Annotated in this window: 19 protein-coding genes; 7 read left to right on the top strand and 12 right to left on the bottom strand. The window is 55.3% G+C overall.

The features are described 5' to 3' along the window. Positions 1 to 261 carry a GlsB/YeaQ/YmgE family stress response membrane protein gene (locus C5Y96_RS14380; RefSeq protein ID WP_105354575.1) on the top strand — a complete coding sequence of 87 codons (261 nt, stop codon included), beginning with the start codon at positions 1 to 3 and terminating at the stop codon, positions 259 to 261. Between the two features lie 62 nt (positions 262 to 323). On the opposite strand, the gene C5Y96_RS14375 is transcribed toward C5Y96_RS14380, so the two are convergent. The 4 genes from C5Y96_RS14375 to C5Y96_RS14360 are packed head-to-tail and all read right to left on the bottom strand — an operon-like array spanning position 324 to position 2248. After that, on the bottom strand, positions 324 to 788 hold the full coding sequence (locus C5Y96_RS14375; protein WP_105354572.1) for an ArsI/CadI family heavy metal resistance metalloenzyme: 465 nt from the start codon (positions 786 to 788) through the stop codon (positions 324 to 326). 1 nt (position 789) lies between these two features. Further along, entirely contained in the window at positions 790 to 1200 is a 411-nt protein-coding gene (locus C5Y96_RS14370) for an arsenate reductase ArsC (protein WP_105354570.1), read from the bottom strand. Then, positions 1197 to 1880, bottom strand: coding sequence for an MIP/aquaporin family protein (locus tag C5Y96_RS14365; protein WP_233198968.1), 684 nt, complete (start codon positions 1878 to 1880; stop codon positions 1197 to 1199). The genes C5Y96_RS14370 and C5Y96_RS14365 overlap by 4 nt, the downstream gene beginning before the upstream one ends. A gap of 8 nt (positions 1881 to 1888) precedes the next feature. Then, positions 1889 to 2248 (bottom strand): ArsR/SmtB family transcription factor, encoded by a 360-nt coding sequence (locus tag C5Y96_RS14360; protein WP_105354568.1) that lies wholly within the window; start codon positions 2246 to 2248, stop codon positions 1889 to 1891. A gap of 336 nt (positions 2249 to 2584) precedes the next feature. On the opposite strand from C5Y96_RS14360, the gene C5Y96_RS14350 reads away from it, so the two are divergent. The 4 genes from C5Y96_RS14350 to C5Y96_RS14335 all read left to right on the top strand — a co-directional run bounded on the left by C5Y96_RS14350 (position 2585) and on the right by C5Y96_RS14335 (position 6148). Continuing rightward, positions 2585 to 3511, top strand: a complete 927-nt coding sequence (locus tag C5Y96_RS14350) for a FliM/FliN family flagellar motor C-terminal domain-containing protein (protein WP_105354562.1) — start codon at positions 2585 to 2587, stop codon at positions 3509 to 3511. 192 nt (positions 3512 to 3703) lie between these two features. After that, positions 3704 to 5251, top strand: a complete 1548-nt coding sequence (locus tag C5Y96_RS14345) for a hypothetical protein (RefSeq protein WP_105354560.1) — start codon at positions 3704 to 3706, stop codon at positions 5249 to 5251. A gap of 121 nt (positions 5252 to 5372) precedes the next feature. Then, a complete protein-coding gene (cutA, locus tag C5Y96_RS27385; protein ID WP_158261238.1) occupies positions 5373 to 5690 on the top strand; it encodes a divalent-cation tolerance protein CutA in 318 nt (105 codons plus the stop codon). Positions 5691 to 5827: 137 nt separating this feature from the next. Then, positions 5828 to 6148, top strand: coding sequence for a hypothetical protein (locus C5Y96_RS14335; RefSeq protein ID WP_105354554.1), 321 nt, complete (start codon positions 5828 to 5830; stop codon positions 6146 to 6148). 8 nt (positions 6149 to 6156) lie between these two features. On the opposite strand, the gene C5Y96_RS14330 is transcribed toward C5Y96_RS14335, so the two are convergent. The 8 genes from C5Y96_RS14330 to C5Y96_RS14295 all read right to left on the bottom strand — a co-directional run bounded on the left by C5Y96_RS14330 (position 6157) and on the right by C5Y96_RS14295 (position 20142). Then, positions 6157 to 9660 carry a hypothetical protein gene (locus C5Y96_RS14330; protein WP_105354551.1) on the bottom strand — a complete coding sequence of 1168 codons (3504 nt, stop codon included), beginning with the start codon at positions 9658 to 9660 and terminating at the stop codon, positions 6157 to 6159. Between the two features lie 184 nt (positions 9661 to 9844). Continuing rightward, positions 9845 to 13696: a mechanosensitive ion channel domain-containing protein gene (locus C5Y96_RS14325; RefSeq protein ID WP_158261237.1), complete on the bottom strand. Its 3852-nt coding sequence runs from the start codon at positions 13694 to 13696 to the stop codon at positions 9845 to 9847. A gap of 240 nt (positions 13697 to 13936) precedes the next feature. Beyond that, a complete protein-coding gene (locus C5Y96_RS14320) occupies positions 13937 to 15814 on the bottom strand; it encodes a redoxin domain-containing protein (protein ID WP_233198967.1) in 1878 nt (625 codons plus the stop codon). Positions 15815 to 16059: 245 nt separating this feature from the next. Then, positions 16060 to 17481, bottom strand: a complete 1422-nt coding sequence (locus C5Y96_RS14315; RefSeq protein WP_233198966.1) for a sulfatase-like hydrolase/transferase — start codon at positions 17479 to 17481, stop codon at positions 16060 to 16062. Between the two features lie 160 nt (positions 17482 to 17641). Further along, on the bottom strand, positions 17642 to 18070 hold the full coding sequence (locus C5Y96_RS14310) for a DoxX family protein (RefSeq protein WP_105354546.1): 429 nt from the start codon (positions 18068 to 18070) through the stop codon (positions 17642 to 17644). A gap of 49 nt (positions 18071 to 18119) precedes the next feature. Then, entirely contained in the window at positions 18120 to 18818 is a 699-nt protein-coding gene (locus C5Y96_RS14305) for a pirin family protein (RefSeq protein ID WP_105354544.1), read from the bottom strand. 12 nt (positions 18819 to 18830) lie between these two features. Further along, positions 18831 to 19586, bottom strand: coding sequence for a glucose 1-dehydrogenase (locus C5Y96_RS14300; RefSeq protein ID WP_105354542.1), 756 nt, complete (start codon positions 19584 to 19586; stop codon positions 18831 to 18833). Between the two features lie 73 nt (positions 19587 to 19659). Beyond that, positions 19660 to 20142, bottom strand: coding sequence for a MarR family winged helix-turn-helix transcriptional regulator (locus tag C5Y96_RS14295; RefSeq protein WP_105354540.1), 483 nt, complete (start codon positions 20140 to 20142; stop codon positions 19660 to 19662). A gap of 227 nt (positions 20143 to 20369) precedes the next feature. Here C5Y96_RS14295 and C5Y96_RS14290 point away from each other — a divergent pair, with 227 nt between their 5' ends. Both C5Y96_RS14290 and C5Y96_RS14285 read left to right on the top strand, forming a co-directional pair. Then, positions 20370 to 22640, top strand: coding sequence for an FAD-dependent oxidoreductase (locus C5Y96_RS14290; protein WP_105354539.1), 2271 nt, complete (start codon positions 20370 to 20372; stop codon positions 22638 to 22640). A 9-nt stretch (positions 22641 to 22649) separates the two neighbouring features. Next, on the top strand, positions 22650 to 24380 hold the full coding sequence (locus C5Y96_RS14285) for an FMN-binding protein (RefSeq protein WP_105354538.1): 1731 nt from the start codon (positions 22650 to 22652) through the stop codon (positions 24378 to 24380). The last annotated feature ends 43 nt before the right edge of the window (positions 24381 to 24423 follow it).

The raw sequence follows: 24423 nt of genomic DNA, 5'->3' as shown, positions 1-24423 counted from the left end.
ATGGGCATTATTTCCTGGATCGTGTTCGGCCTGATTGCCGGGGCTTTGGCTAAGTTTCTCTTTCCCGGAGACGACCCGGGAGGCTGCATTGTCACCATCATCATTGGTGTCATTGGAGCCATCGTGGGTGGTTTCATCATGACCCAACTGGGATACGGCACCGTCACCGGCTTCAACCTATATAGCTTTGGTGTCGCAATCCTGGGATCGATGGTCGTTCTGGCTATCTACCGCGTTTTAATCAGCGGGAAAGCTAAATAGCAGCTGACCCAAGAAAAGCCAACAGCCTGATGGAGTTCATCAGGCTGTCTTGATTTCAATGCTTACAATTGAATCTGCGACAAGTTGGGACTGCAGCAGCCTGACTGTTCATACAGTTCGTCCTTCGCGTCAGCATTCATGACCACGAAGACTTCCCACTTGTGTCCATCTGGGTCGGCGACCCAAACCTTATCCTGCACGGCATAGCAACAGGTCGTCGCTTCTTCGTGCATTACCTTGTACCCCGCCGCTTGAAACCGCTCGGCCGCGGCATGTACTTCGGCAATCGATTTAACCTGAATGCCAAAGTGAGCAGAACCTTGCTCGACTTGAAACGGCTCGTCAATCTCGTTCAACGAAAGGTTCACCGAGGGATCGGTTGGTTCGAATTTCGCGTACCGGGGACGCACTTTGCTGGGGGCTGTTCCCAGAAGCATTTCGTAGAACTTCTGCGATGCCTCCAGATTCGAGACATTCAATGCGACATGAATGCGAAAACTGCCGGGAAAATCAACTGCGGATTCCATGTTAGACTCCTAAATACTGACCAATCTTGGCCTTGATCTCATCACGTACACGCCGAAAAGTCGGCATCTTTTCCTCATCTGTACCCTGGGCATCGGCCGGATCATCAAACGGCCAATGCAGTGTCTCCTTGGCCTCAGGGTAGATCGGACAATCTTCTCGGGCGTTATCACAAACGGTAACGACCAAATCAAATGGCTGATGCTGGAAGTCGTTGGCCGACTTGCTTTCGTATCCACCAATGTCGACGCCCAATTCTTTCATCGCTTCAATCGCCAGCGGATGGACATAGCCGGAAGGTTTCGAGCCGGCAGAGTAGGCGTCCCACTCACCCTTGCCCAGTTCGGCCCAAAGCGCTTCGGCCATTTGTGATCGGCACGAGTTGCCCGTGCATAAGATCAAAACACGTTTCATGATCCTTCCTCCACCGTATGATGTTCCGATGCAGCATCTGCCCCGGAGCTTGTTTCCGAATGAACGAACTGATAGGCGAACACAGCCAGGATCGCGCCTGCCGTCGTTGCCACGATATAGATCCACAGATGTTCCAGGTGACCGCTGACCAAAGCCGGAGCGATCGATCGAGCTGGATTCATCGAGGCACCGCAAATTGGCCCGGCGAACATCGCTTCCAGTCCAACCGTTGCCCCGATCGCGGCACCTGCCATGATTCCTTTTTCCTTGGCTCCGGTAGCAACGTTCAGGACAATGAACATCAGCAGAAACGTGAGGATCACTTCCAGCACAAACGATTGCCACCAAGGCCCCGCCGGTATCGTCGCCCCTAACGTATCGTGTTCAAGGAAAAGCACGCGCAGCGTAACACTGGCCGTGATGGCCCCAATCAGTTGAGCAACGATATAAGGAACGACTTGCTTGCCATCGAATTGGCGAGCCGTCCAAAAACCGATCGTTACTGCCGGATTGAGATGCGCACCTGAGATATCCCCCAGTGCGTAAATCAATGCCATGACGATCATCCCCCAAGTCAACGCTATACCAACGTGCGTGATCGATTCCTGGGTCATGTCATTCACCACGACCGCCCCGGTCCCGGCGAAAATGAGGGCAAACGTTCCAATGACCTCAGCCACGTATCGTCTCACAGTTGGCAGCCCCCATCGCATGCAGAGGTTCTCTTCTCGACATCCGACTGGACGACCGTTTCCAGACATTGAAAGAAGCCATCCAGGCAGCCACACGTAAGCGAGTAAAAGTTCGAAGTCCCTTCTCGACGAGACTCAATCAGCCCCACTTCCTTAAGCACTGCCAGGTGCTTGGAAACGGTCGACTGATCGCAACCAATACTTTGCGTTAACTCTTGGACACACATTTCACGCTGGCCAAGCAGATCCAACATGAACAACCGGCTCGGGTGAGCCATTGCCTTGGCTACTTTGGCACGTGCTTCGTACTGCGCAAGTGTTTTCGTGACAGGTTGTGTTGCTTCTGCTTTATTCATGGCTTAATGGCAATATAGCCATATTCGATCGAAGTGACAATACGGGAGTCAGGATGGCTTCCAAAATCAATATTAAAGAACTTGCTTTTTAGCAAACGGAATAAGTGATGCCATGCTTGCACGGCAATAATGCGGAAAATGAAGTACAAGCGTGCGTTAAACGGAGAATTGCCTGGCAGATTCTTTGAAAACAACAGCACCGCATCTCAGTCGACGAGTGCTAGCACCATTTGAGAACTTGGAGCGAATATATCAAGTTTAACGGCTAGGACTGTCGATCCCTATCAGGAGGAAGAACGACAATCTATCCGTGCGCGCGGCAACCGATTCAGAATTATGACTGCATTCAATATCGAAGCCCTTTCCGAAGTCATCTCCGCCTGCGAAGCAACCGCAGTGGAAGCCTCGGACGCGTTTTCGCGAGCATTTGATCAAAAGATCCAGCTCACCCTGGGTGAAGGAAGCCCGCTGTCGGTCGATACGGATCTAGCCGACTGGAAAGTAGCCGGGCTGGCGATTGTCTTGAATGTTGAATCTGAAGCCGCTTTAGTGCTTATTTCCCAGCCCAGCGGAGTACTACCGGATTGGTATGCATCCCCGGATCCAACCGGCGAAAGCAAGTTGGCAACATTGGGGCAGGAACTCGGCATGACTCTCTTACCAGAAGAGTTCATGGCGATGGAGTTCCAGGTTCAAGCCGTCGACAACCTGGCGGCGGCCTGCGAAAACGGCAAACCAGGCGATAGCCCTGCTAAGCTATCCCTGCAACTGGAAATCAATGGGAAGCCGCACGAGGCACTGATGGTCTGGCCTTTGACCAGCCCTGGCGGTGTCTTTCAAGCGGCGACCTCCTCCCCAGATGCATCACCACAGGAAACAGCACCTACACCTGCCAAGCCGGCCACGGCAGCAGCACCCAGTGCCCCGCAACACAGCCCTCAGGCCCAGGCTGCACGGCCACGTATTGGCAGCTACAACGAGTTGCCCAGTTTCGGTCGCAGCTTGTTGCAAATCGAAGTGCCGATTCGAGTGATCCTGGCGGCCAAGAAGATGAAGGTAAACGACATCATTAACGTGGGCGTGGGAACGATCATTCAATTCGACAAGTCGTGCGAAGATACGCTCGATGTCGAGATCGGGCGTCAAAAGATCGCCGAAGGGGAAGCCGTGAAGATCGGCGACAAGTTCGGCGTCCGCGTTACCAGTATCACCATGCCGGAAGAGCGTTACATCGCACTCAAGGCACGCAAACGCGTTCGCTAGCATCGGTATCAACGATAGCTATACCCGGATATTGCTGACTCTTCAGCCAATTCACCGCGCAGTCTGTACGGCTTCTCGTGATAAAGCTAACGCTACGCGTTCGGCGCAACCGATTCACTTCAAGGATCTCCGATGCGTCGTTTACGCGGAATGACGCGTCGTCACTGATTACATTTTCCGCGGGGAATCAGCATGTTAGTCGTACTCAGCGATCTCCATCTTACTGACGACACAAGTTGCGAGACCTTGGATTCCGGGGCCTTTCGGATCTTCACGGAACGACTTCAAGATCTCGCCGTACGTGCGTCTTGGCGGAGTGATGGCCAGTACCGCCCTATTCCCCATATCGATCTTGTTTTGCTCGGGGACGTGTTGGATATCATGCGTTCGTCGCGGTGGCTCATCGACGGACCGAAGCCTTGGAGCGCGCAGCGGTCAAGCGAATTCAGCCAACGCGTCAGTGCAATCGTCTCAGGTATCCTGTCGCGAAACCTCGAAACGACGGCCATCTTCAAAGGGATCAGCACACGACAAACCGTGCGTGTCCCTGGCATGTCCCCCGATGGCAAACCGACTTTCGACGATGACTTGCAACCTGTTCCGGTTCGTATTCACTACATGGTGGGCAATGCAGACTGGCCGTTGCACTTGAATGATCCGGCCATGAACCAGGTTCGCGGGGCGATCGTGGACGCATTCGGACTCAATAACTCACCAGAACGCCCCTTCGCGCATGAGCCTGCCGAGGATACCCATTTACTGGCTGCGTTTCGACAACATCGCATGTTTGCCCGGCATGGTGACGTGTTCGACAACCTCAGCTATGCTGGGCATCGCGACCGCGCAAGTTTGTCGGACATCCTTCTCATTGAAGGACTCATGCGGTTTCGCTTTGAAATTCAACATGGTTTCGGAGAGCAACTGCCGGCCTCTTGCCAGTTGGGTCTTCAGGAACTGGACCACGTTCGTCCTCTGGTCATGGCCCCGGTGTGCTTGAACCAGATGATGAAGATCTCGTGCCCGGTCACGTCCCTGCAATATGAACTGAAGAATTGCTGGGATCGCGTGATATCTCAGATGATGCCGCTGGTTTACCAATTGGATCGCGATAACTCTTTCGGTGTACGAGACCTGGAAGAACTGGGCACGCTCATGAAATTCCGATACCAGGATGAAGAAACCTGGGGACAGCGGGTCATGGCCTGGCTTCGCAAGCAGGGGCAAAGTAAATCGCTGTCCAAAAAGGCGATGGAGGAATGCGAGTTCCGCAATCGTCGTGCGAAACATATCGTGTTCGGCCATACCCACTGTGACGAAACCGTTCCTTTGGACGCGAGTTTCGCCGATGGATACATGCTAAGCCAACTCTACTTCAATTGTGGCACTTGGCGTCGTGTCTATACGCCGACATGCTCGGCAGGAGATTGGCGGGAATTCCTTCCTTCGGAAAAGATGACCTACCTGACCTTCTATCGTGACGACGAGCGACAGGGAGCTCCATACGAAGTTTGGAGCGGGATCCTGGGAACTGCCCCATCGCCCATTCGACGAATTCGCGTGGACGGCGCACAAAACGTCATGGCTCCCAAATCGACTCCAGTGTTCACTCCACCCCTGCGATCACCCGGTATATCATCTCCTTTGGGTGGCCACACAATACCCGCGCCCCCCTCTCCGGTTTATGAACCCCTTGGGGGTCCGCTGCGCAAATCTACAGAATCGATCCGTCCTCAACGGTGACCCAACGTCCTTTGCGGAAACCCACACGAGATCACGTGTCCGCATCCCCAATCAATCAAGTAGACTATCGAAAGGGGCAGCACGTTGGAGATTCTTCCTGATTTTGGAGGTGTTTGACAGCATGTCGCAGGCAATCGTGGTTCAAACAACGATCAGTAGCTCTGCCAATGCTGAGAAGCTTGCCGAGACCATTATTCAGCATGCCCAGGGGGCGTGTGTACAGATCGTTGGTCCCATGATCTCCGTCTATAAGTGGCAAGGCACCATCCAAAAAGAGGAAGAGTTTTTGGTCTCGATCAAAACGACGAGCCAAGCATTTCCCTCATTGGCCGAACTGATTCGTCAACACCATACTTACGACGTTCCAGAGATTATCGCGATTCCGATTGTGGACGGTTCGAGCGAGTATTTGGAGTGGGTGGCGCAATCAGTAACCTAACTAGTAACAATTCGATGTATCGGTTTCACATTTCGGTGCACGCCCGCCCCAGGTCGATGCAGTTGGGTCCGCTTGTAAAAGCGCGAGGACTCCGACTTCAAACCTTAGCGATACCTCCCGTAGGATTGGGAGAGCCCATGGGTTGCTCGTTCGAGACCGCGCAGTCGCGACTCAACAATCTCCCGCGCATGCTGTTCGAGCCTGATGGCTCTTTTGTCTGGGTCCAGGAAAGCGACAGCGATGACACCTGGCAGCTCGACGGTGTGTTATACGACCGCAACGGTCGCTTGCATTCCGCCGAAATCAAAGGGAACTGCTCGGAAGAAGCTTTCGATACGCTTTTAAGCGCGATGGGTTGGCCGGGTACAGATCTCGTTTTTCAACTGGCCGACGAGGCGATCTTTATCGACGAAGGAGAGTTTCGTCGATTTGCCTCTTGCCATGATGGCCACTGCTAATTGCTCAATTAACGCGGCCGGAACAATTCGTTCAGCCCGCGATTGATGCCTTCCTGGAGCGCCCCGCGGGCAGCATTATCAATCATACCCCGTGTCATCTGCTCGATCACCTGGCTATCGATTTTCGGCTGCTGCATCGAGCCGGAGATCGGCACGTTCAGCGCCGTACCACGCATGGAAGCCAGCCAGGGAGCTTTTTCGATCCAACTGTCTTGAATGGGAATAGCGGCCATCATTTGCATCTGTTGGTTGGCATCGACCCAACCCGAAGTGATCACGCGAACATCCCCAGACTGGACGATCAAGTTCTCGTGATAAACGCGTCCCTTAACCACTCGGTAGCGAACTTGCTGTGGTGGTAGCGTGAGAAGTGAAGCGGAACCTTGGTCGATCGCCGAGGCCGGTTTTGCTTTGACGAGGGCTTCCACGTTGCGTGCCAACATTACGTATCCTTGGGCCAGCGGACCCGAACGAACTTCGGCCCCTTGGATGTGTAGCACACCGTTGGATTCGCCTTGAATCGGATCCGCGACAGGCATCAGTCCCCTTTCAACGTCTAACGAAAAGCGGCCTTCCACGCGAGTGGCATCCGCGACAACCGGGGCAACGTAATGCAGCCACGATCGGCACATCTCTGGAGTTATCGCCACGTTTTCGATGACTCGTCCCGGAGGAATTTGCCACTGCATCGGCTGCGCGTTAAGTAGCAATTGCGTGTTGACCGTCAGCTTGCCGCCACTCAGTTCGGGGCTGTTTGCCGTCAGTTGCAATACACCTTGCCGCAATTGAGCATTCAACGTCGACTCGCCAGCCGGAATCCCAAAGAGGTTAGCCTGCTGCCACGACACGTCACCAGCGGCCTCCCAGGCAGGCGAGATCGTCAACGAGTTGCCACTGGAGTTCGCACTGCCCCACAAGGGCCCCATCCATTGAAAACGAGATGTACGTTTTCCTTGAATTTGAACTTGTGGACCAACGATCGCAGCCACCAGCGGCGATATCTTGCCCCAGTCGTAGTCGGCCTGGCCTTGAATCGCGACGTTGCCGACCGATGACAACTGGCTAACGCCCCCCTTGGCTGAAAGCTTGATCGCCGAGCAGTTCAGCTGACATTCGTGCAAGGCCAACGTATCTTCGCTGTGATTCAAGCTCAACGATTGCATGTACGCCAAATTGGCTTCGCGCCACGAAAGGGTCTGACTGCTGGCAGAAGCTGGCTGCATCTGCGGCTGACCTGCTCCATTCGAACTCGCTCCCGGAACCAACAGTTCCCAGTTCGCGATCTGTCCGTTGTTCTGAATGACGACACCATTACTATCGCTAGAGAGTGTCATGGTGCCTGACATTTCTCCGGCCACCCGGTTTTGCCCTAGCCACTGCGGCGGCACAACCCAATGCATACCGCGACTCAAATCCACGCGATAAGCAAGTTGCCCCGACGCCGTCTCGCCACTTTTGAGTGGCATATGGATATCGGTACCGCGAGCCGATATTGTCGTACCGACCACAGTGAACTGCTGACTCGAGAAGTGCTGCGCGGCCCAATCTAGTAAAGCACTACCTTCCACTCGAAGTTTTTTCTCGTGGACCTGTGTCGCGGGGCCAACCAAAGCAAAGTCGTTCAGGTCGACATTCACTCCTTCGATCAGCCACTGGTTGGTTCCCAGGGCCAGCTTGGCCAACACCATGCCATTGCCACCAAGCTGAAAGTCACTCATGCCTAGCAAACCACGAAGTTGCATCCAGATCGGATCGACAGCCCCCTGAAGTTGCAGTTTCAACGGCCACACCGTTTCCGCACTCAGGATGACGGGCACCGATGTCTGAGCCGTCAACGATGAAGTGCCAGCCTGGAACGAGGCGTTAAGCGATTCGATCTGCTGAAGCGCAGCGTTTTGCAAAACGATGGTCGATTGGATCTGTGTCTGCAGTCTTGGCTCGGCGAATAACATCTGCGAGCCTTGCATCCACTTCACATCATTCCCATTAGCTGCGGCAGCAAGTCCGACGCGACCTCCTCCCATATTTTGGATCTGCAGCGATCCTTCGAGGGTGCCTGCGACTTGGTTCCCTTGCAAATCAACAAATCTCGAAAGGTCCGAGGCCAGTCGATTGCCGTCGATAGAGAAACGGACATCCGTCTGGGGACCGTTGGTTTTTCCATCTGCAGTCAAGAACGACGAACGACAAGAAATCGCATCAAGCTGCAACTGATCGCCAGGCATCGAGATAGCCGCAGATAGTTCCAGCGGCTGCTGCCAATCGGCGTGCCGCCCATTCACAATCGCCACGATATTGGAGACGACCGCTCCTGCTCGCAACGACGAATATCCCATCTCGATATGGTTCGCCAGATTCAGCGTGACACGTCCTTCCTGAAGTTGGACCCCGTCGCGTATCTGCAGCAATTCCGGAAAGGCATTGGCCAACCGGGCAATATCGACCGTGCCGCGCATTTCCCAAGGCTGATCCCCCAACGCCTGTCCCGCCGAAGCGTTGGGAGACGATGTGGCTGTAAGGCTCGTTGGGATTCGCCCATTAATAAGGACTTGCCCCCAATCGGTCGTCAGTGTGAATTGGTTCGCTTGCGCGTGACTTCCGGCCAGCCCCAGTTCGCCAGTAACACGCAGGGTCCCATCGCTCCATCCGGCTCCACGATCCGAGTTGAGCCAGCGCATTTGAATACCCCGGGCTTCTAAATTGCATAGAACGGATGGCCCTATCTGCGATGAGACAAGATCCATTTGCCCGTTGAGTTCACCCTGGGCTAAGACTGGCTGCCCGATCCGAGCGCCAATCAGTTCCGCAACCCCAAGCGGAATTCCCTTGGTCACGACCGAAAACTTAGCTTCGCCGGAAGCCGTTGGCAGAGTTCCTTTTCCCTGCACGACACCTAACTGTTCGCGGTCGCGGAGACTCGCCGAGAAGGTACATGGTGCCGGAATTGTCGCATCACGTAAGTCAACATCAGCGGCCAGGTCCTCCAGCGTCCAGGTTCGCGAAGAATTCCCGTCAGCCAGATGCACAGTTCCTTGGCGAACAACCAACCGAAACGTTCGTGGAGAGGACGTGGACGCTTCCTCCTCTTTCGAGGGTGACTCGGCGACCGGCAGTAACTGTTCCAGGTTGCTGATCCCTTCGGATACCGTCACATGCAACACCGGCTGATTGATTTCGATCGTCCCGAGATTGGCTGCGTTGCCAATCAGGCCCAGTAGCGATTGACTGACACGGATCGTGGGGATTTCCGCAACGGGTGCTCCCTCGGCATCGACTACTTCAACGCCGTTAAGAACAATGGGCGAGAACCAGCCCAGCGAGGCCGAGTCGACGGTGACTTTGCCATTGAGATCGGCTGTTGCCTGGGCGATTCCCCACGACAAAAGGGGCGTTTGTGCCGCGATCGACGGCAGCATCACCACCAGGAAGATCAGCCCCGTTACGACCACCAACGATCGCCACTTGCTAAAACTGCCAGAGGTATCTGTCGAATCCGTTCGATCTTTTTTCATCGCTTTGACCTTAATTCATTACGCTCAGCGCATACTTTCAGGCGGGTTGTATCGCATTGCGGAAAATCAAGCCAGATCGACTTACGAGCTAGCATCTCCGTTGGCCCGGTACCCAAGAAAAACAATGGCCCAGAATCGAAGTCCTGGGCCATGGCTAGTCTGCTTGTCAATCGATCGCCCTGGGCTAGGCTGCCCCACGTTTCTCTTCCTTCTTCTCCGCGATGGGTAGGTGTTCCTTCTCTTCCGGCACACCCAAGGCAGCCGCCACACCGGGGGCGGTGCGGATATGCAGATCGCGTTGCGGAAACGCAATTTCGATCTTCGCATCGCGGAACGCTTTGTCGATCTGCGTGTGAAGTTCCGTGATCACCAACAATCGGTTCTCCAGGTTAGGCAGATATGCTCGCAGAACCAAGTTAAGCGTGCTGTCTCCAAAACCCTCGAAGGTCGCGTTGGGACAAGGATCCTTCAGCAGGTACTGATTCTTCTCGGCAATCTCCAGCAGAATCTTACGTGCGGCTTCTGTGTCGGTGCCATAAGCGACACCAACATTAATGACCACACGATTAACCGTATCGGATAGTGTCCAGTTGAGCAGACGACCGGTAATGAATTCTTTGTTTGGAACCACGTATTCCTTGCGATCCCAGTTCGTGATCGAGGTCGCACGAATGCGAATTCGCGAGACGACCCCTGTCACGTCATGTATCGTGACAATATCACCGACACGAATCGGCCGCTCGAACAGGATGATGATCCCGGCCACGAAATTGGCGAACATTTCCTGCAAGCCAAACGCCAGGCCGAAGGTCAACGCCGTCGCCAGCCACTGAATCTGTGACCACTGCAATCCAACACAACCAAACGCCCAAATTACACCCACCATCACGATCGCATAGCTGGTCAACGATGTGATCGCATAGCGAATCGATGGTTCTAGCGGTAACCGCTGCAAGATGGTCATCTCCATCAAGCCGGGTATGTCACGAGCAAACACCAGCGTCAAAACCAAGATAAGGCCGGCGAAGGCGATCGTCAGGATCGTAATCTTCTTGGTAGCCACTTTTTCACCAGCCAGTTCCTCGGAAACGCTAGGGGCCTCTTCTTTAGCCGTCCCCTCTTTCGCATCCTTGTCCGCAGTTGCCGGGGGCATGCCTGGTGTGGTTGGCATTTCGGCCTGGGCAACTTCCTGGGGGGCCGCGATGTCGTAGCCATACTGGTCGAGCATTCGCAGGGCCGGCAATACTTGGCCCCAGATCAACCAGAAACCGACCAGCGAAATGGTAAACATGCCGGTCGCGAGAAGACGTTGTGTCTGGGCACTGTAAGCCGACAGTTCTTCCTTGGCTTGTTCAGCCAGGATCGAATTCGAGAGCGAAGCCGCTGCCGAGTCGCCGGTTTGGGCGGCCGCAGCCGCGGCACGTTCGCGGGCCTGAGCGATGCTCATTTTGCGACGAGCCAGCATGATCCAACGCATCAAGGTGGATCGGACCATCATCAGCCCCAGCACGCAGCATAGCGTCGCAAACAATCGCCACGAGAGGACCTGAGCCGTGTAGTAGTACCCCCAGAATGCGAGGCCGGCCAACACCAACGGTGCGTTCACCGATCCCCAATACCAAACGTACTTCAGACGATCGAGCCAGCCTCCTTGGTTGTAAGCGAGGTACTCTTGAAACACGCCGGTCGGGTGCAGAATTCGTGCGAGAAACGCTGCCAGAAATGCTGCCTGAACGATAAAGCAAATACGCTCGATCGCGTCATGCCCATGCGTTGGATCGCTGGCGTAGAAGGTCGAAGTGATAAACGTCAACGGCAAGAGGGTGGGAATCAACCACGTCATGCTTTTGCCAAGCAATCGCAACGAAGAATCAGGCCACTTGAAGTGAGCTTCCCCCAATCCGTTACCACGGCAGACATTTCTCAGCAGTTCCAACGGGAACCACATGACCGCGGTCCAGTACAGTCCATTGCCTACTGCGATCGAAAATGTCTGGTCGGTGCCAGACGACATCAATCGCCAAGCCACAAAGGCCACGAACGCCGGATTCACTGCTGACAAGACCACCGAGTAAAAGATGGCATGCATCGTCGGCCAGAAGGCGAAGAAGCCTGGCTTTTGGGCCAATTCTCCCAGGGATCGCACTTCGCTCTTCAGTCGGCCGCGTTTGATTACCAGGGCCACAAACAGTGATACCACGACAATCCAAATCAACAGATTGCGCTGCACGTCCGACCAAAGAACACGTGAGACATCAATCCAATTGGCCGGCGATAAAATCGCCTTGTCCGATTCGTCGACTTGCAGTTCCGTGGCGAGAATGTTGCCACTACGGATCCACAACACCCGTTTGTCGATGTAGCTTTGGTATGCAGCGATCTCGCTGGCGGTTTGCTGCTCTTTTGTCTTCAAGTCGATTAGCGTGTTCAGGTACTTTCTATTGTTTTTGATCAGCAGGCCGAGGAATTCCCGTTTCCGCTCGAACAGTTCGCGGGCCGCCAATTCGAGTTGCTCGCGTTCCGATTCGACTTGCAGTTGGGACTCGTCCATGATGCCTTGGACCAGGAGTTCGGGATTAGCGAGAGCTTCCTCCTCGTCGTCATACTCAAACTGCTTGAATTGAGCTTCGTCAATCAATTCTTGGCGATCAGGCATGCCTGTCCGCCAAGGAGACTTCTCGATCAAATCGGTGCGTTGTTTGCGGAGTAACGCACCGATCGAGCTGGTCAGACCTAGCTTCTCGACCTTCTCTTTCGTTTCGTTAAACTGTTTTCGCAACTTCCTAAGTTTGGCGTCGGCTTCGTTGGCATCTTTCTCCGCTTCGGCCAAATTCTTAGCGATTACCTGAGACGTTTCGGCCAACTCTTGATTGCGTTCGGCGTACGATCGCAATACAGGCTGAACCATGATCAACTGTTCGCGTGCCTGGCGAACGGCTTCCTGGGCCGCTTGGGCACGCTTCTTTTGTACCTGATCCGCAATGGCCTTCATCGTCTGGTCGGCGAATGCCAGGCGTTGGGTTGCCAGATCGCGTTCAAAACGGACCAAGTCGACCGCCTCTTCCGTGTCGTACTTGGCCAGTTCTGCTTCCGCAGCTACGTACTGACGATAGAGCGAGATCCGCCGGGCCATAACGTCCGTCTTGATGGCCTGTGCAAGCAAAGGATGCTCGTCCTGGGGAATGCTTTCACCGGCTTGTTTGACCTTAGCAAACTCTTTGGGAACCTCGACCATCCACTCGCGGATCTGCTTTCGTCGATCGACACGGCGTTTGGGCTCACCTTCGGCCGCGAAACGTTCTTTCTGGATGCTCGTGTTGTCGAGTTCCTGTTTGGCCTGACGCTGCTCAAGTTCCGGAAGGGGAACGTCGACGAACGACTCCGGCTTCAGCTTCTTGATCTCTTCCAGGCTACGTTTGATCACATCAATCCGCTGCTGAATTGCTTCCGGCTGCGCGTCGGCTGCCATGGTCTTTGCTTTGGCGGCGAAGTCATGGGCTTCTTTGACCTTGGCTGCTGCGCTGTTGTACAGCTCGATGGCACGCTTCTTTTTCGCTTCGTCCAGGTTGGTCGCTTCTTCCACTTCACGACGAAGCATCTCAACCCGTTCCAGTGAAAGCTCTTCCTCTGGGAGGGTCAAACCACTCGGCGCAGGCGCAGCACTGCCTGGGGGCTGTTGGGGCATCGGCTGTTGTTGCTGCGGAGCACCAAACGCGCTGCCTACCGGCTGAGTATTGGGGCCGAAGGAAGGTTGAAACTGTGTTGGAGCAGGTTGCGTTTGCGACGGGGCGTATTGCGGGGCAGGCTGAGTGAACTGCGATGGCTGCTGAGCCATCCGCTGCGGCGGTTGGGCATCGAACTGTATGGGAACGGGGCCCTGGTAACCTCCTGAAGGGGTGTCGTTACCGTCGACGGTGATCGGGATCGGGCCATAGCCTGGTCCGCCTGGTTGCTGAGCTAAGCACGTTTCCCAACCGACTAACAGTACCCAGCCAGCCAGGAAGACGCTCATCCATGAGCGTTGCGTTTGCAACATGTTTTCTTTCCAATCCGCCCCAAGACACGGCCATCCGACGATCGACCGTTTCGAGCAACTATTCCGTATCGCACCGCGGTTCAGGCGCGTCATCCATCCATGGGTAGAACCTGCGGGGCGTGTACGATAGAGTTTGCCCCGCAGAGGGTCAATCGAGATCAACTCGCTTTCCCCTTGGCGTTTGAAAAAGATCGTTCGCCCTGCATGCTAGCAGCGCGAACGGTGCGCCGTTGGGGCTTCTTAACGCCCCATTTTCAGGCGATGGGCCGAACGCCGCAGCACCTCTTGTGTGAAGACATCCCCCACCACTAAGGGAATCGTGCTTTGATCCTTCGCGGCCACCAGGAAGAAGCAGTACAGCATTTCGTCGGTAGTTTCTTCGCCAAAGGTAACACGCTGCGGAGGCGAACTCGGGTTGGTCGGATTGTTCTCCGAGTTGTCGTAGCTGGCAATCACTTCAATCCTGGTCCCAGCAGGAAGCCGCAGGGGGTCTGCTAGCATGTATTCATCCTGCCAGTTGAAATCCCACTGTGGGACATCGATCAAAACCTGGGACGTCCCATCCGGCAGATAAGCCGTGGCAGTCATCTGCTGCCCCAATAGATGCATATGGGGAATGCAGCTGAGCAGCGTGACTTCCGCCGGCAGCTTGTAAGACGCAGTGGCTTTGTACTCCTCTTCCCCTGGCGGAATATCGAGATCGAGCGACGACGTCCAAATCGCGAACGCTTCGTTCTTGGGCTTTTCAACAAAGTAGATGCCGACCTTCGAGCGATCCTTGGTCGCTTTGCCGCTGGGGTGATAGTGAATCTGCATCACCAGGTCAGCACCCTTCTGCATCTTTCGTCCCAAACCATCCGGCAGCGGACGGGGCGTTTTGCCTGGCGACCAACCCCCAATCGATCCCGACGGAACAAACCCTGGACCGCCAAAGGTCGAATAGCCTGGACCAGCTGCGGCCTTGTCTTTGGCACGGGCTTTCCCAGAGTTGTCCAGATAAAGAAGCGAGTGGTGTACGACGCTGGCATCGCCTGGCTTGAACTGAACGGTCGCCACTAACTTGTCTTCTGGAATCTCATACGGAATGACGAAGTTGCGGAAGATGTCTGCTCCGCCGGCCGGCACTTCAAAGTCTTCTTCCATCTCCAGCACCAGGTCTGGCTCGCCCAAGACCCAATCCGACGCGAAGGTCGGCAGTGGAGGCAGATCGGCAGCATCTCCTTCGGCGCGATCCGACACGGCCCACGCTTTTAAGGTTTCAATCTCGCGATCGGTCAGCGTCCGCTGGCCTTCGAACTCGCCGTGCACCTGAGCCGCTTTCCACGGTGGCATCAGCTTCGTATCAACCACCTGGGCAATTTGTCGGGCTCGCTTAGCGGCATCCATATAACTGGTCAGCGTGAACGGTCCGACCTCGCCTTCGCGATGGCATACCACGCAGTTGGCGTTCAAGATCGGCGCGATGTCGCGATTGAACGTGAGGGTCGCCTCCGTGGGACTTGGGATCGGCGGAAGTTCGTAGTAGCAACCCACCGGCTTGGTCACCGGCTCTAAAATGGGCATCCCCGCAGCCACCTTCTCGACGGCCTGCTTCAAGCTGTCTTCGGTTGCCGCCGGCTTTCGAGAACCTAATTGTAGAAACCGGTCATCGATGCGTCCCCGGTACGCAATCTCGCCGTGATGATCCAGCACGAAGACTTCCGGAACCGTGGTTGGTTTCAAGGCTTTGCCAAGGCTCGCGTCCCGGTCGAGTAGCACCGGAAACTCAATCGCGAACTCCTTGACCATGCCAGCCACATCCTGAGGTGTTTGCGTCACGTCGGCCCAGACACCCAGCAACTGGACATCTTTCTGGTTCGCGCCCCAAGCCTGGTATAGATCATTCAAAACGGGAAAGTAGGTCCGCGAAACGGGGCACTCGCCGGTCATGAAGACAAACACTCGCACCGCTTTCCGCGAGTGGGCGGCAATCTGATGCACGTTCCCTTGATGGTCTTGCCGGGTCACGTTGATCGACGAAGAAACTTCAGGGACAGACGCCACTTCTTCCGCCAGAAGCCAACCACTGACCCCCACAAGCAGGATGACTGCCGACAAGATGCTGGAACACCATTTCACGATTGCCTACTCCATAATTGAATCGCGGAACGTCGCTAACCGTTATCGGAAATCGTACGCGATGCCGCTCCTATTACCAGCAGCGATCGATCAAGCTAGTCCGATTCCTCTATCAGACATACCCTGGAGCCCCCCGAAAGGTTTCTCCCGGAGGCACATTTTCGTACGGAATATTTCTCAGGCGAATTTAGAACACCGGCTGTCATTTCGATAATCGCCGGGCAAAAATCCTTAGGGCACGGCAATTACTTCACGAGCTGCGCGTTCAGCTTAAGCTTATCGCCGACCTTCGCTTGCCACTTTTGCAAGGTCGCAAATAGTTGCTGCTTTCGCTCGGCCTGGGCAGGGTCGGTCGAAAGGTCCTTCACTTCCGTGGGATCGTTGGTCAGGTCGAACAGCTTCACGCGATTGGCCTTGGGATAGACCATCAGCTTGAAGCCATCCTGCGTGATCGACCGCTGCAGATCGAGATAGCAGTTGTAGATCGCATCGTACGATTCCGTCTTCTCGCCATGAATCAGCGGCAACAAGCTGGTGAACTCGACGTGCTCTGGCTTTTCGACCTGTGCCAGTTCCAAGGTCGTGGGCATGACATCTTGCAGGTAGACGGCGGCTTCATGCTTGCCGGGCTTAATGCCTGGGCCGGAAACCAAAAGCGGCACACGAATGCTGTGATCGTACGAGTTCTGCTTCCCCATCAGCCCATGATGACCACATGCCAGTCCATGGTCGGACGTGAAGAAGACGAACGTTTCATCCGCTTTGCCTGACTTTTCTAGCGCCTCAAGAATGCGACCAATTTGCTGGTCCATGTGCGTGATGATGGCAAAGTACTCTTGCCGATGGACCTGAACGGCATACTTAGTGCGAGGGAAGGGGGCCAGGTTCTCGTCACGCAAACTAGGTGGGCAGCCAATCTGTTTGCACTCGGGGTACTCGGGCAGAAAGTCTTCTGGCACTTCTACTTCATGGGCCGGGTACATCTCGACAAACTCTTTAGGGGACTGTCGCGGATCGTGCGGCGCGTTGAATGCGATGTACATAAAGAACGGCTTATCGTCCTTTGCTGCTTCTTCCAGGAAGCCTACGGCCTCGTCTCCGACCACTTCGCTCCAATGCTTGCCACCTTCCCAGAAGCCGCCAAACTTTGTGTCCCATGGCTGCCACTGGGTATCGTCGGCACTCTTCGGGCGGTTGTAACCTTGCGGCGTTTGCTGCGGCATTCCTCCGCGAACGTGCCCCGTAACGTCGAAGGCCTTGGCCGCGTTGGCTGGCACATGCCACTTGCCGGTCATGTACGTTCGATAGCCGGCCTTCTTCATATACTCAGACCAGAACCGACCGGCTGCCCGTTCATTCTCAGAAGTCTTGTAGATATCGTTGGCATGCCATACGAATCGCCCCGAATTGAGCATCGTTCGACTTGCCACACACACCGCGCCACTCCACGAGCCTTGGTTGTAAGCATGCGAGAACGACATGGACCGCTGGGCCAACTTGTCGAGACTGGGTGTCTTGGCCTGTGTCATTCCAACATAGCCAGGCGTTTCGTAGCTTTGGTCATCCGAAAAAAGAAACAAGATATTCGGATTCTTAGCATCATCGGCCTGAGCGAGGGAAACCATCGCGAATGCAACAAGCGGAAACAGGGAAAGGATTCGGATCACGAGGAGTACTCCGCGGGAATAACGGTGGCAGTGGACAGGAGAATAGCCCTAGCATAATCCATTGTCCGTCGACCTACCACGCGCATAAAGAAGCACGTTCCCGCGAACGAGAACGTGCCTGTGAAAGAGTAAGTACCACCACAAGGGAGCGAGGGAGTTGCTAGGCGGCAGCTTGCTCTTTGGCCAGTAACTTATCCAAACTCCACGGCCCCGAACCGACGGCCATGATGAACAACATAGTTCCCATCATCGACAAGTTCTTCATGAAGTGAATCATCTGCCCCTGCACGGCTTCCCCTTCCATGGTCCAGAAATCATGGAAGAAGTAGGTCGCCAGGACCAAAAACGTAAACAGCAAAACGGCCCCCACGCGGGCATAAAAACCCAGCAGGATCGATAGCCCACCGACAATCAAAAACACGATCGCTCCGGCCAACATCACCTGGGGAGCCGGAACCCCTTCCGAGGCCATGTACTGAGCCACCCCACTAAACTGCGGGATCTTGTTGCCCAGCGCACTCATCAGAAAGATGGTGACGATAAACAACCGTCCAACCACGGTAAGAAGACCTTGTACTATTGGATTCATATTGCTGACTTTCGTATTGGATTTGACACTTCTGGAAAAGACGATGGGATCAGGCGAGATCGAACAACATGATCTCGGCGTCTTCATCGGCTTCGATTTTCAAGATCCGCTCGTCACTGACGGCCGCACCATCGCTGGTGGCAAGTGGCTGACCGTTCAGCGTCACCGAGCCACGCAGTACCTGTAGCCAGGCATATCGCGACTCGGCCAAAGGATGCTCGACAGCCGCGCCGGCCTCAAGCTTGCTAAGGAAGATCTTCGCGTCCTGATGAATCAGCAGCGAACTATCTTCCGCATCCGGTGAAGCGACGACCCGCAGCCGATTACTCAACTGATCGTCGGGAAATCGCTTCTGTTCGTAACTGGGCGTATGCCCTTTTCGGTCGGGGAATAGCCAGATCTGATACAGGTGAACCGGCTCGTCCGCCGACGGGTTGAATTCGCTATGCGTGATGCCGGTGCCGGCGGTCATGCGTTGGAATTCGCCTGGCCGCAGCACCTCGCCGTTGCCCATCGAGTCCTTGTGCTCCAAGGCACCTTCCAGCACGTACGTGACAATTTCCATGTCGTTATGCGGGTGGGTCCCGAAGCCTTGCCCGGGGGCCACGCGGTCTTCATTCATCACGCGAAGCGAACGAAAGTGCACGTGATCGCGGTCGACGTATCCTGCGAACGAAAACGTGTGATACGCTTCGAGCCAACCATGATGGGCGTAACCGCGCTCGGCTGCCTTTCGGACTTTGATCATGACCAAGTTCCTTTACTTGGCGAGGTAACCGCCATCGACCGGAAGGCTCACGCCGTTGGTAAATGCAGCCCCATCCGAAGCGAGATACGCCACCGCCGCGGCAATCTCTTCGGACGTTGCCAATCGATTCATAGGATGTTGTGCGGCCAAGGCCTGGCGGCTTTCAGCCCCTTCTTTTCCGGCAAAGCGATCGATCATGTCGGTCGCTGTCGCCCCAGGTGCCACGGCGTTAATACGAATCCCTTGCTGGGCATATTCCAACGCAGCCGTTTTAGTAATCCCTTCGACGGCATGTTTCGAGGCGATGTAAATGCTGGCCCCCGGCATGGCCACGTGCCCGACAATGCTGGACGTGTTGACGATCACGCCCCCACCTTGCTGCAGCATGTGCTGGATCTCGTACTTCATGCTGAGAAACACACCCAGCACGTTGATGTCGAACACCTTGCGGTAGTCGTCGACCGAGAAGTCAGTCACCATGCCCACGGCTTCGACGCCGGCGTTGTTGAACGCGATGTCGATACGGCCATACTTCTCGACGGTCTGATCGACCAGGCTTTTCACGTCTTCCTCGCTGCTGACATCCGCCTTCACGAAAACCGCTTCCCCTCCTGCTGATTTGATTCGATCGACAACGGCGGTACCCAATTGCTCGCGACGCCCAGCGACGACGACCTTCGCTCCTTGCCCCGCAAACAGAACGGCCGCGGCCTCACCAATGCCAGAGGTTCCGCCAGTAATCAGTACGACCTTGTCTTGAAAACTCATTGGTCCAACTCCTCAAAAACAAAACACCAGGTGAACTATTTACATGTAAACTATTTAACAAAAAAAGAGATGCTTACTCAGGCTCGCGGGTTACAGCTTCACGTGACTTTTCCAACAATTCGATCAGCTGTTGAAGTTCCTGCTGATTTAGATGGCCGATCAGTTGCTTGTGCATCTCCATCAGAGGCTGATCGATCTGGGCCAGAATCTCGAGAGCCTTATCCGTGATGGCCACGTACACGACGCGACGATCTTTTTCACAGCGGACGCGGCTCACCAGATCCTGCTTTTCTAATCGATCGATAAGACCAGTGATCGCAGGAACGACCTGAATCAGTCGGCCTGCGATCTCCAACGAAGGCAACGGTTTACCTTCCCCACGCAGAATTCGCAGGACATTGTACTGCGAGCCTGTCAGACCATACTCCCGCAATAAACGCCCCAGACGATTATGAAACAGGTCGCTAGTCCTCAAAATGTTGAGGATCGCTTCTTGTTCCTTGGAATCGAAAGGATCGCGTTTCTTGAGTTCGTCTTTTAGTCCACGTGGGGTCATTTCTTTCTCCGTCTCACTTACTTTACATGTAAACCATCTGCCTGGCAAGATGAATCCCTGAATTTCCTCCTCCACTTCCCCCACGCAGAGGTATTCCCAGCACGATACATCATCCTGCGGTCTATTTGCATACCCCCGGGGGTAATGTGTTAAACTAAAAAGTCTGTAGAGTTTCTTTCTACACCCACCATCCCTGCCCCCATTCCTTTTCCAATATAGATTCTTGCATGAAAAGCATTTTCTCGGCCGCACTGACGGCCCTGCTCTGTTGCTGGTCTTCCTCGTTGATGGCTGCCGATCTGCTGGTCGAAGCGGAAAGCTTTGCCGACCATGGCGGCTGGCAGTTGGATACCCAGTTCATCAACGAGATGGGCTCTCCCTACTTGCTGGCCCATGGCCTTGGCAAGCCGGTCGCGGAAGCTAAGACGGAAGTCACCTTTCCGGAAACCGGCAGTTACCATGTCTTCGTTCGCACGAAAGATTGGGTAGCTCAATGGAATGCCAAGGGCGCACCTGGCAAGTTTCAAGTGGCGATCGATGGTAAGCCGCTCGACAAAACCTTCGGCACCGAGAGCGCCGAGTGGTTCTGGCAAGATGGCGGCGTTGTCAACATCGACAAGAAAGACGTCACGCTGAGCATCAAGGACCTGACCGGCTTTGATGGTCGCTGCGACGCGATCTTCTTCACCACCAACGCCAATGCCGCTCCACCTTCCAGTGGCAGCCAACTGGCCAAGTGGCGTAAAGATCAGCTCGGCATTACCGAAGACATTAAGACCGAAGGCCCTTACGACCTGGTCGTGATCGGGGGTGGCTATTCCGGCATGGGTGCCGCGATCAGTGCGGCCCGCATGGGATGCAAAGTAGCATTGATTCAAGACCGCCCGGTGCTTGGCGGTAACGGAAGTAGCGAAGTCCGCGTCTGGGCGATGGGTAACATTCGTCGTGGTAAATACCCACGCATCGGTGAGATCGTCGAAGAGTTCGCCGACAAAGCGAAGAAGTCCCCTGGTACCTACGAGGAATTCGGCGACGAAAAGAAAGAAGAAATCGTTCGTGCCGAGTCGAACATCGATCTTTTCCTAAATCACCACGCTAACGACCTGGAAATGAAGGACGGCAAGATCGCCTCGATCACGGCGTTCGATACCCGCACCAGCCAGGTTCGCAAGTTTGAAGGCGCTCTGTTCTGCGATGGTACCGGTCATGGCACGATCGGTGCGTTGGCAGGTGCCCTGTACGACCAGACCGACAAAGGTCGCATGGGCATGAGCAACATGTGGCGTTGGGATGAAACCGACCAGGAAACGACCTTCCCCGAAACGCCGTGGGCGCTCGACCTGACGATGAAAGACTTCCCTTACCCACGCGACCATCACGGCCAGTGGTTCTGGGAAAGTGGTTTCGATAAAGACCCAATCCAAGGTGCCGAAGCGATCCGCGACTGGAACCTGCGAGCCGTTTACGGGGCGTTCAACGCGATGAAGAATCGTGACGGGGCTTCCAAGCACAAGAACGCTGAACTGACCTGGCTGGCCTATGTCGGTGGTCCTCGCGAGTCACGCCGCTTGATCGGCGACGTGATTCTGACCGAAGAAGACATTGTGGCCAAACGCGACTTCAAAGATGGCTGCGTGCCGAGCACCTGGTCGATCGACCTGCATTACCCCAAGAAGGAGTTCGCCGACAAGTTCCCCGACAACCCGTTCATTTCGATTGCCGTGCACGATCAGCGTGTCGATCGATCGTATGGCTACCCCGTTCCTTACCGCTGCTTCTACTCGAAGAATGTTCCGAACCTGTTCATGGCCGGACGCTGCATCAGCGTCACCCACGAAGCGTTGGGTACCGTTCGCGTGATGAAGACCTGCGGCATGATGGGTGAAGTTGTCGGCAAGGCCGCCTCACTCTGCAAGATCTACGACTGCTCGCCACGCCAGGTGTACGAAGAGCACTGGGACGAAATGGACACGCTGCTCAACCTGCCTGGTCAGGCTCGCCGAGAGACCGTTGATGCCGAGATTGAAATGCCAGCGAACCTTCTGCCGACTTCCCCTTACGGTCCCCCTTCGGGTATCAACCCCACCAAGCTGGCCGGTATCGTCATCGACGATCGCGACGCTGAGAAGACCGGCAAGTGGACTGAAGGAACCGGCCTGAAGGGATACGTAAATCACGGGTATCTCTACGCCGGTGAAAAGGGTGCCAAGATTCGTTTCCCCATCAAAGTCGAAAAGGCGGGTAACTACGAGATTCGCTACGCTTACCTGCCGCACGAAAATCGCACGGCCAAGGCCAACGTCGTCGTGGCAATCGATACCTCGCGGGAAACGACCGTGATCAACATGAAGGAAGAACCGCCAATCGACGGTGGCTTCTACTCGCTGGGCATCTTCACCATCAAACCAGGCGAAGAGTCGTACGTTGAAGTTGAATCCCGCGGCGATGGAAACATCCACGCTGATGCGATTCAGTTGATTCCCGTCGCTGGGAAGTAACGCACCTTCATGGCGGAAGAAATCAGCCCAGCCAACGTACCAACCAAGAAACGCAGGTCCTTCGGCCTGCGTTTGCTTCTGCATGGATACCGGTTCGCGCTGATCGCAGCGATTGCGATGCTGATCCGCTTTCATAGCCAACGCGAAAGCCAGGCCGCGCTCGACCCGGCCGAGATCTCGCTGGAAGACGTTCAGGCACTGCTCCCCGCTGCCACCTTACTGGTAGCGGCGGCCGATCGCGAAGGGGCCTACATTCAAGATGCCGCTGGCAAACGCATCGGCTGGGCCGTGACCACGCTGCCCACCGCCAGTAATATCATCGGCTTCTCAGGCCCCACCAATTCGCTGGTCATCGTCGATGCCGACAACAAAATCCGCGGAGTCCAAGTCCTTTCCAGCAAAGATACGCCGGAACACCTGGCCGCCGTGCTGAAAGCAACCTGGTTTCTGAAACAGTTTGCCGAAAAATCACCGGAAGATCTGGGAGGCAAGACGAAACTCGATGCCGTCTCGGGAGCCACGCTAACGAGCCTGGCCATTATTGAGTCGGTAACAAAGACACTCGGCAGCGACCCACCCAACTATCGTTTTCCGAAGGAGATCACACTCGAAGAAGTCGCCGAGATCGTGCCAGAGGCGAAACAGTTGATCTCCCAACGTTCGCCACGTGGCTGGTTCCATGTCGTGGATGCCGACGGTAGGTCAATCGCTACCGCCTGGCGAACCAGTCCTCAGACCGATCAGCACGTTGGCTATCAAGGGCCGTCCGACGTGTTGGTGGTGATGGACATGGAAGGCAAGCTGAAAGCGGCCGCGCTGCGGGAAAGTTACGACAACGACCCCTACGTGCGATACGTTCGCGAAGACTGGTCCTTTCCCGAATACCTGGCCGGTTACGATCTCGATCAGCTCGCCAAGCTCGACATGAAAGCAGCCGAAATTGAAGGGGTTTCAGGGGCCACCATGACCAGCCAGTCGGCAACCCAGGCCATTGGGATCGCCGCGGCGGCCTATCAGCGAGAGATGCAGGCCACCCAAAAGCCTCCACTGGCAAACGCGCCGATCCTTTTCACCTGGCGAGATGCCGTGACGCTGCTGGTCATTGTCGCGGCCCTGGCCGTCGCATTTACCAATCTGCGCGGCAAGAAGTGGGTGCAGTTCGGTTTTGGATTCATCGTGATAGTTTATCTTGGCTTCTTCGCCGGGGACATTCTTTCGATGGCTCTCTTTGTCGGCTGGGCCAGTCATCCGGTTCCCTGGCAGAAGTGCGTTGGCCTGGTCGCCGTGGCGATCGCGGCTTTCGCGGTTCCCTTGTTCAGTAAGAAGCAGGTCTACTGCAATCACCTGTGCCCGCATGGAGCCGCCCAGATGATGATTCTGCGTTTCTCGAAATGGAACTGGAAGATTCCCAAAAAGCTACGTCTGGTCCTATCCGCGGTGCCGGCGGTGCTGTTGGCGGTTTGCATTCTCATCGCTTTCTCGGTCATCGATGGTAACCTGGCCGCATTAGAACCCTTTGATGCGTACGTCCCCACGATTTCGGGTTGGGCTTCATTATCGATCGCCATCGGAGGGCTTATTTTCTCGGCCTTCGTGCCGATGGGCTTCTGCCGGTATGCCTGCCCGACCGGAGCGGTAATTTCTCACGTCCGCTGGAATGCCTCGAGCGACCAGTGGAGCGTTCGCGACAGTATCGCTACACTCCTCCTGGGCTTGGCCGTGATTTGTTTCTGGCTATAGTGCCGCCGTCGTCGAAGTTCGCGGGGTATGCTTCTATAATAAA

Origin of the sequence: Blastopirellula marina (assembly GCF_002967715.1) — a bacterium.
In the GTDB taxonomy this organism is placed as follows: domain Bacteria; phylum Planctomycetota; class Planctomycetia; order Pirellulales; family Pirellulaceae; genus Bremerella; species Bremerella marina_B.
This window is presented reverse-complemented; position numbering and strand designations above follow the sequence as displayed.

Excerpts from the sequence above, each read along its gene's own strand:
- cutA (WP_158261238.1), top strand. The coding sequence starts at position 5,373 with ATGTCGCAGGCAATCGTGGTTCAAACAACGATCAGTAGCTCTGCCAAT.
- C5Y96_RS14370 (WP_105354570.1), bottom strand. The coding sequence starts at position 1,200 with ATGAAACGTGTTTTGATCTTATGCACGGGCAACTCGTGCCGATCACAA.
- C5Y96_RS14285 (WP_105354538.1), top strand. The coding sequence starts at position 22,650 with ATGGCGGAAGAAATCAGCCCAGCCAACGTACCAACCAAGAAACGCAGG.
- C5Y96_RS14350 (WP_105354562.1), top strand. The coding sequence starts at position 2,585 with ATGACTGCATTCAATATCGAAGCCCTTTCCGAAGTCATCTCCGCCTGC.
- C5Y96_RS14380 (WP_105354575.1), top strand. The coding sequence starts at position 1 with ATGGGCATTATTTCCTGGATCGTGTTCGGCCTGATTGCCGGGGCTTTG.
- C5Y96_RS14305 (WP_105354544.1), bottom strand. The coding sequence starts at position 18,818 with ATGATCAAAGTCCGAAAGGCAGCCGAGCGCGGTTACGCCCATCATGGT.
- C5Y96_RS14290 (WP_105354539.1), top strand. The coding sequence starts at position 20,370 with ATGAAAAGCATTTTCTCGGCCGCACTGACGGCCCTGCTCTGTTGCTGG.
- C5Y96_RS14295 (WP_105354540.1), bottom strand. The coding sequence starts at position 20,142 with ATGACCCCACGTGGACTAAAAGACGAACTCAAGAAACGCGATCCTTTC.
- C5Y96_RS14310 (WP_105354546.1), bottom strand. The coding sequence starts at position 18,070 with ATGAATCCAATAGTACAAGGTCTTCTTACCGTGGTTGGACGGTTGTTT.
- C5Y96_RS14335 (WP_105354554.1), top strand. The coding sequence starts at position 5,828 with ATGGGTTGCTCGTTCGAGACCGCGCAGTCGCGACTCAACAATCTCCCG.
- C5Y96_RS14360 (WP_105354568.1), bottom strand. The coding sequence starts at position 2,248 with ATGAATAAAGCAGAAGCAACACAACCTGTCACGAAAACACTTGCGCAG.
- C5Y96_RS14375 (WP_105354572.1), bottom strand. The coding sequence starts at position 788 with ATGGAATCCGCAGTTGATTTTCCCGGCAGTTTTCGCATTCATGTCGCA.
- C5Y96_RS14325 (WP_158261237.1), bottom strand. The coding sequence starts at position 13,696 with ATGTTGCAAACGCAACGCTCATGGATGAGCGTCTTCCTGGCTGGCTGG.
- C5Y96_RS14300 (WP_105354542.1), bottom strand. The coding sequence starts at position 19,586 with ATGAGTTTTCAAGACAAGGTCGTACTGATTACTGGCGGAACCTCTGGC.
- C5Y96_RS14345 (WP_105354560.1), top strand. The coding sequence starts at position 3,704 with ATGTTAGTCGTACTCAGCGATCTCCATCTTACTGACGACACAAGTTGC.
- C5Y96_RS14330 (WP_105354551.1), bottom strand. The coding sequence starts at position 9,660 with ATGAAAAAAGATCGAACGGATTCGACAGATACCTCTGGCAGTTTTAGC.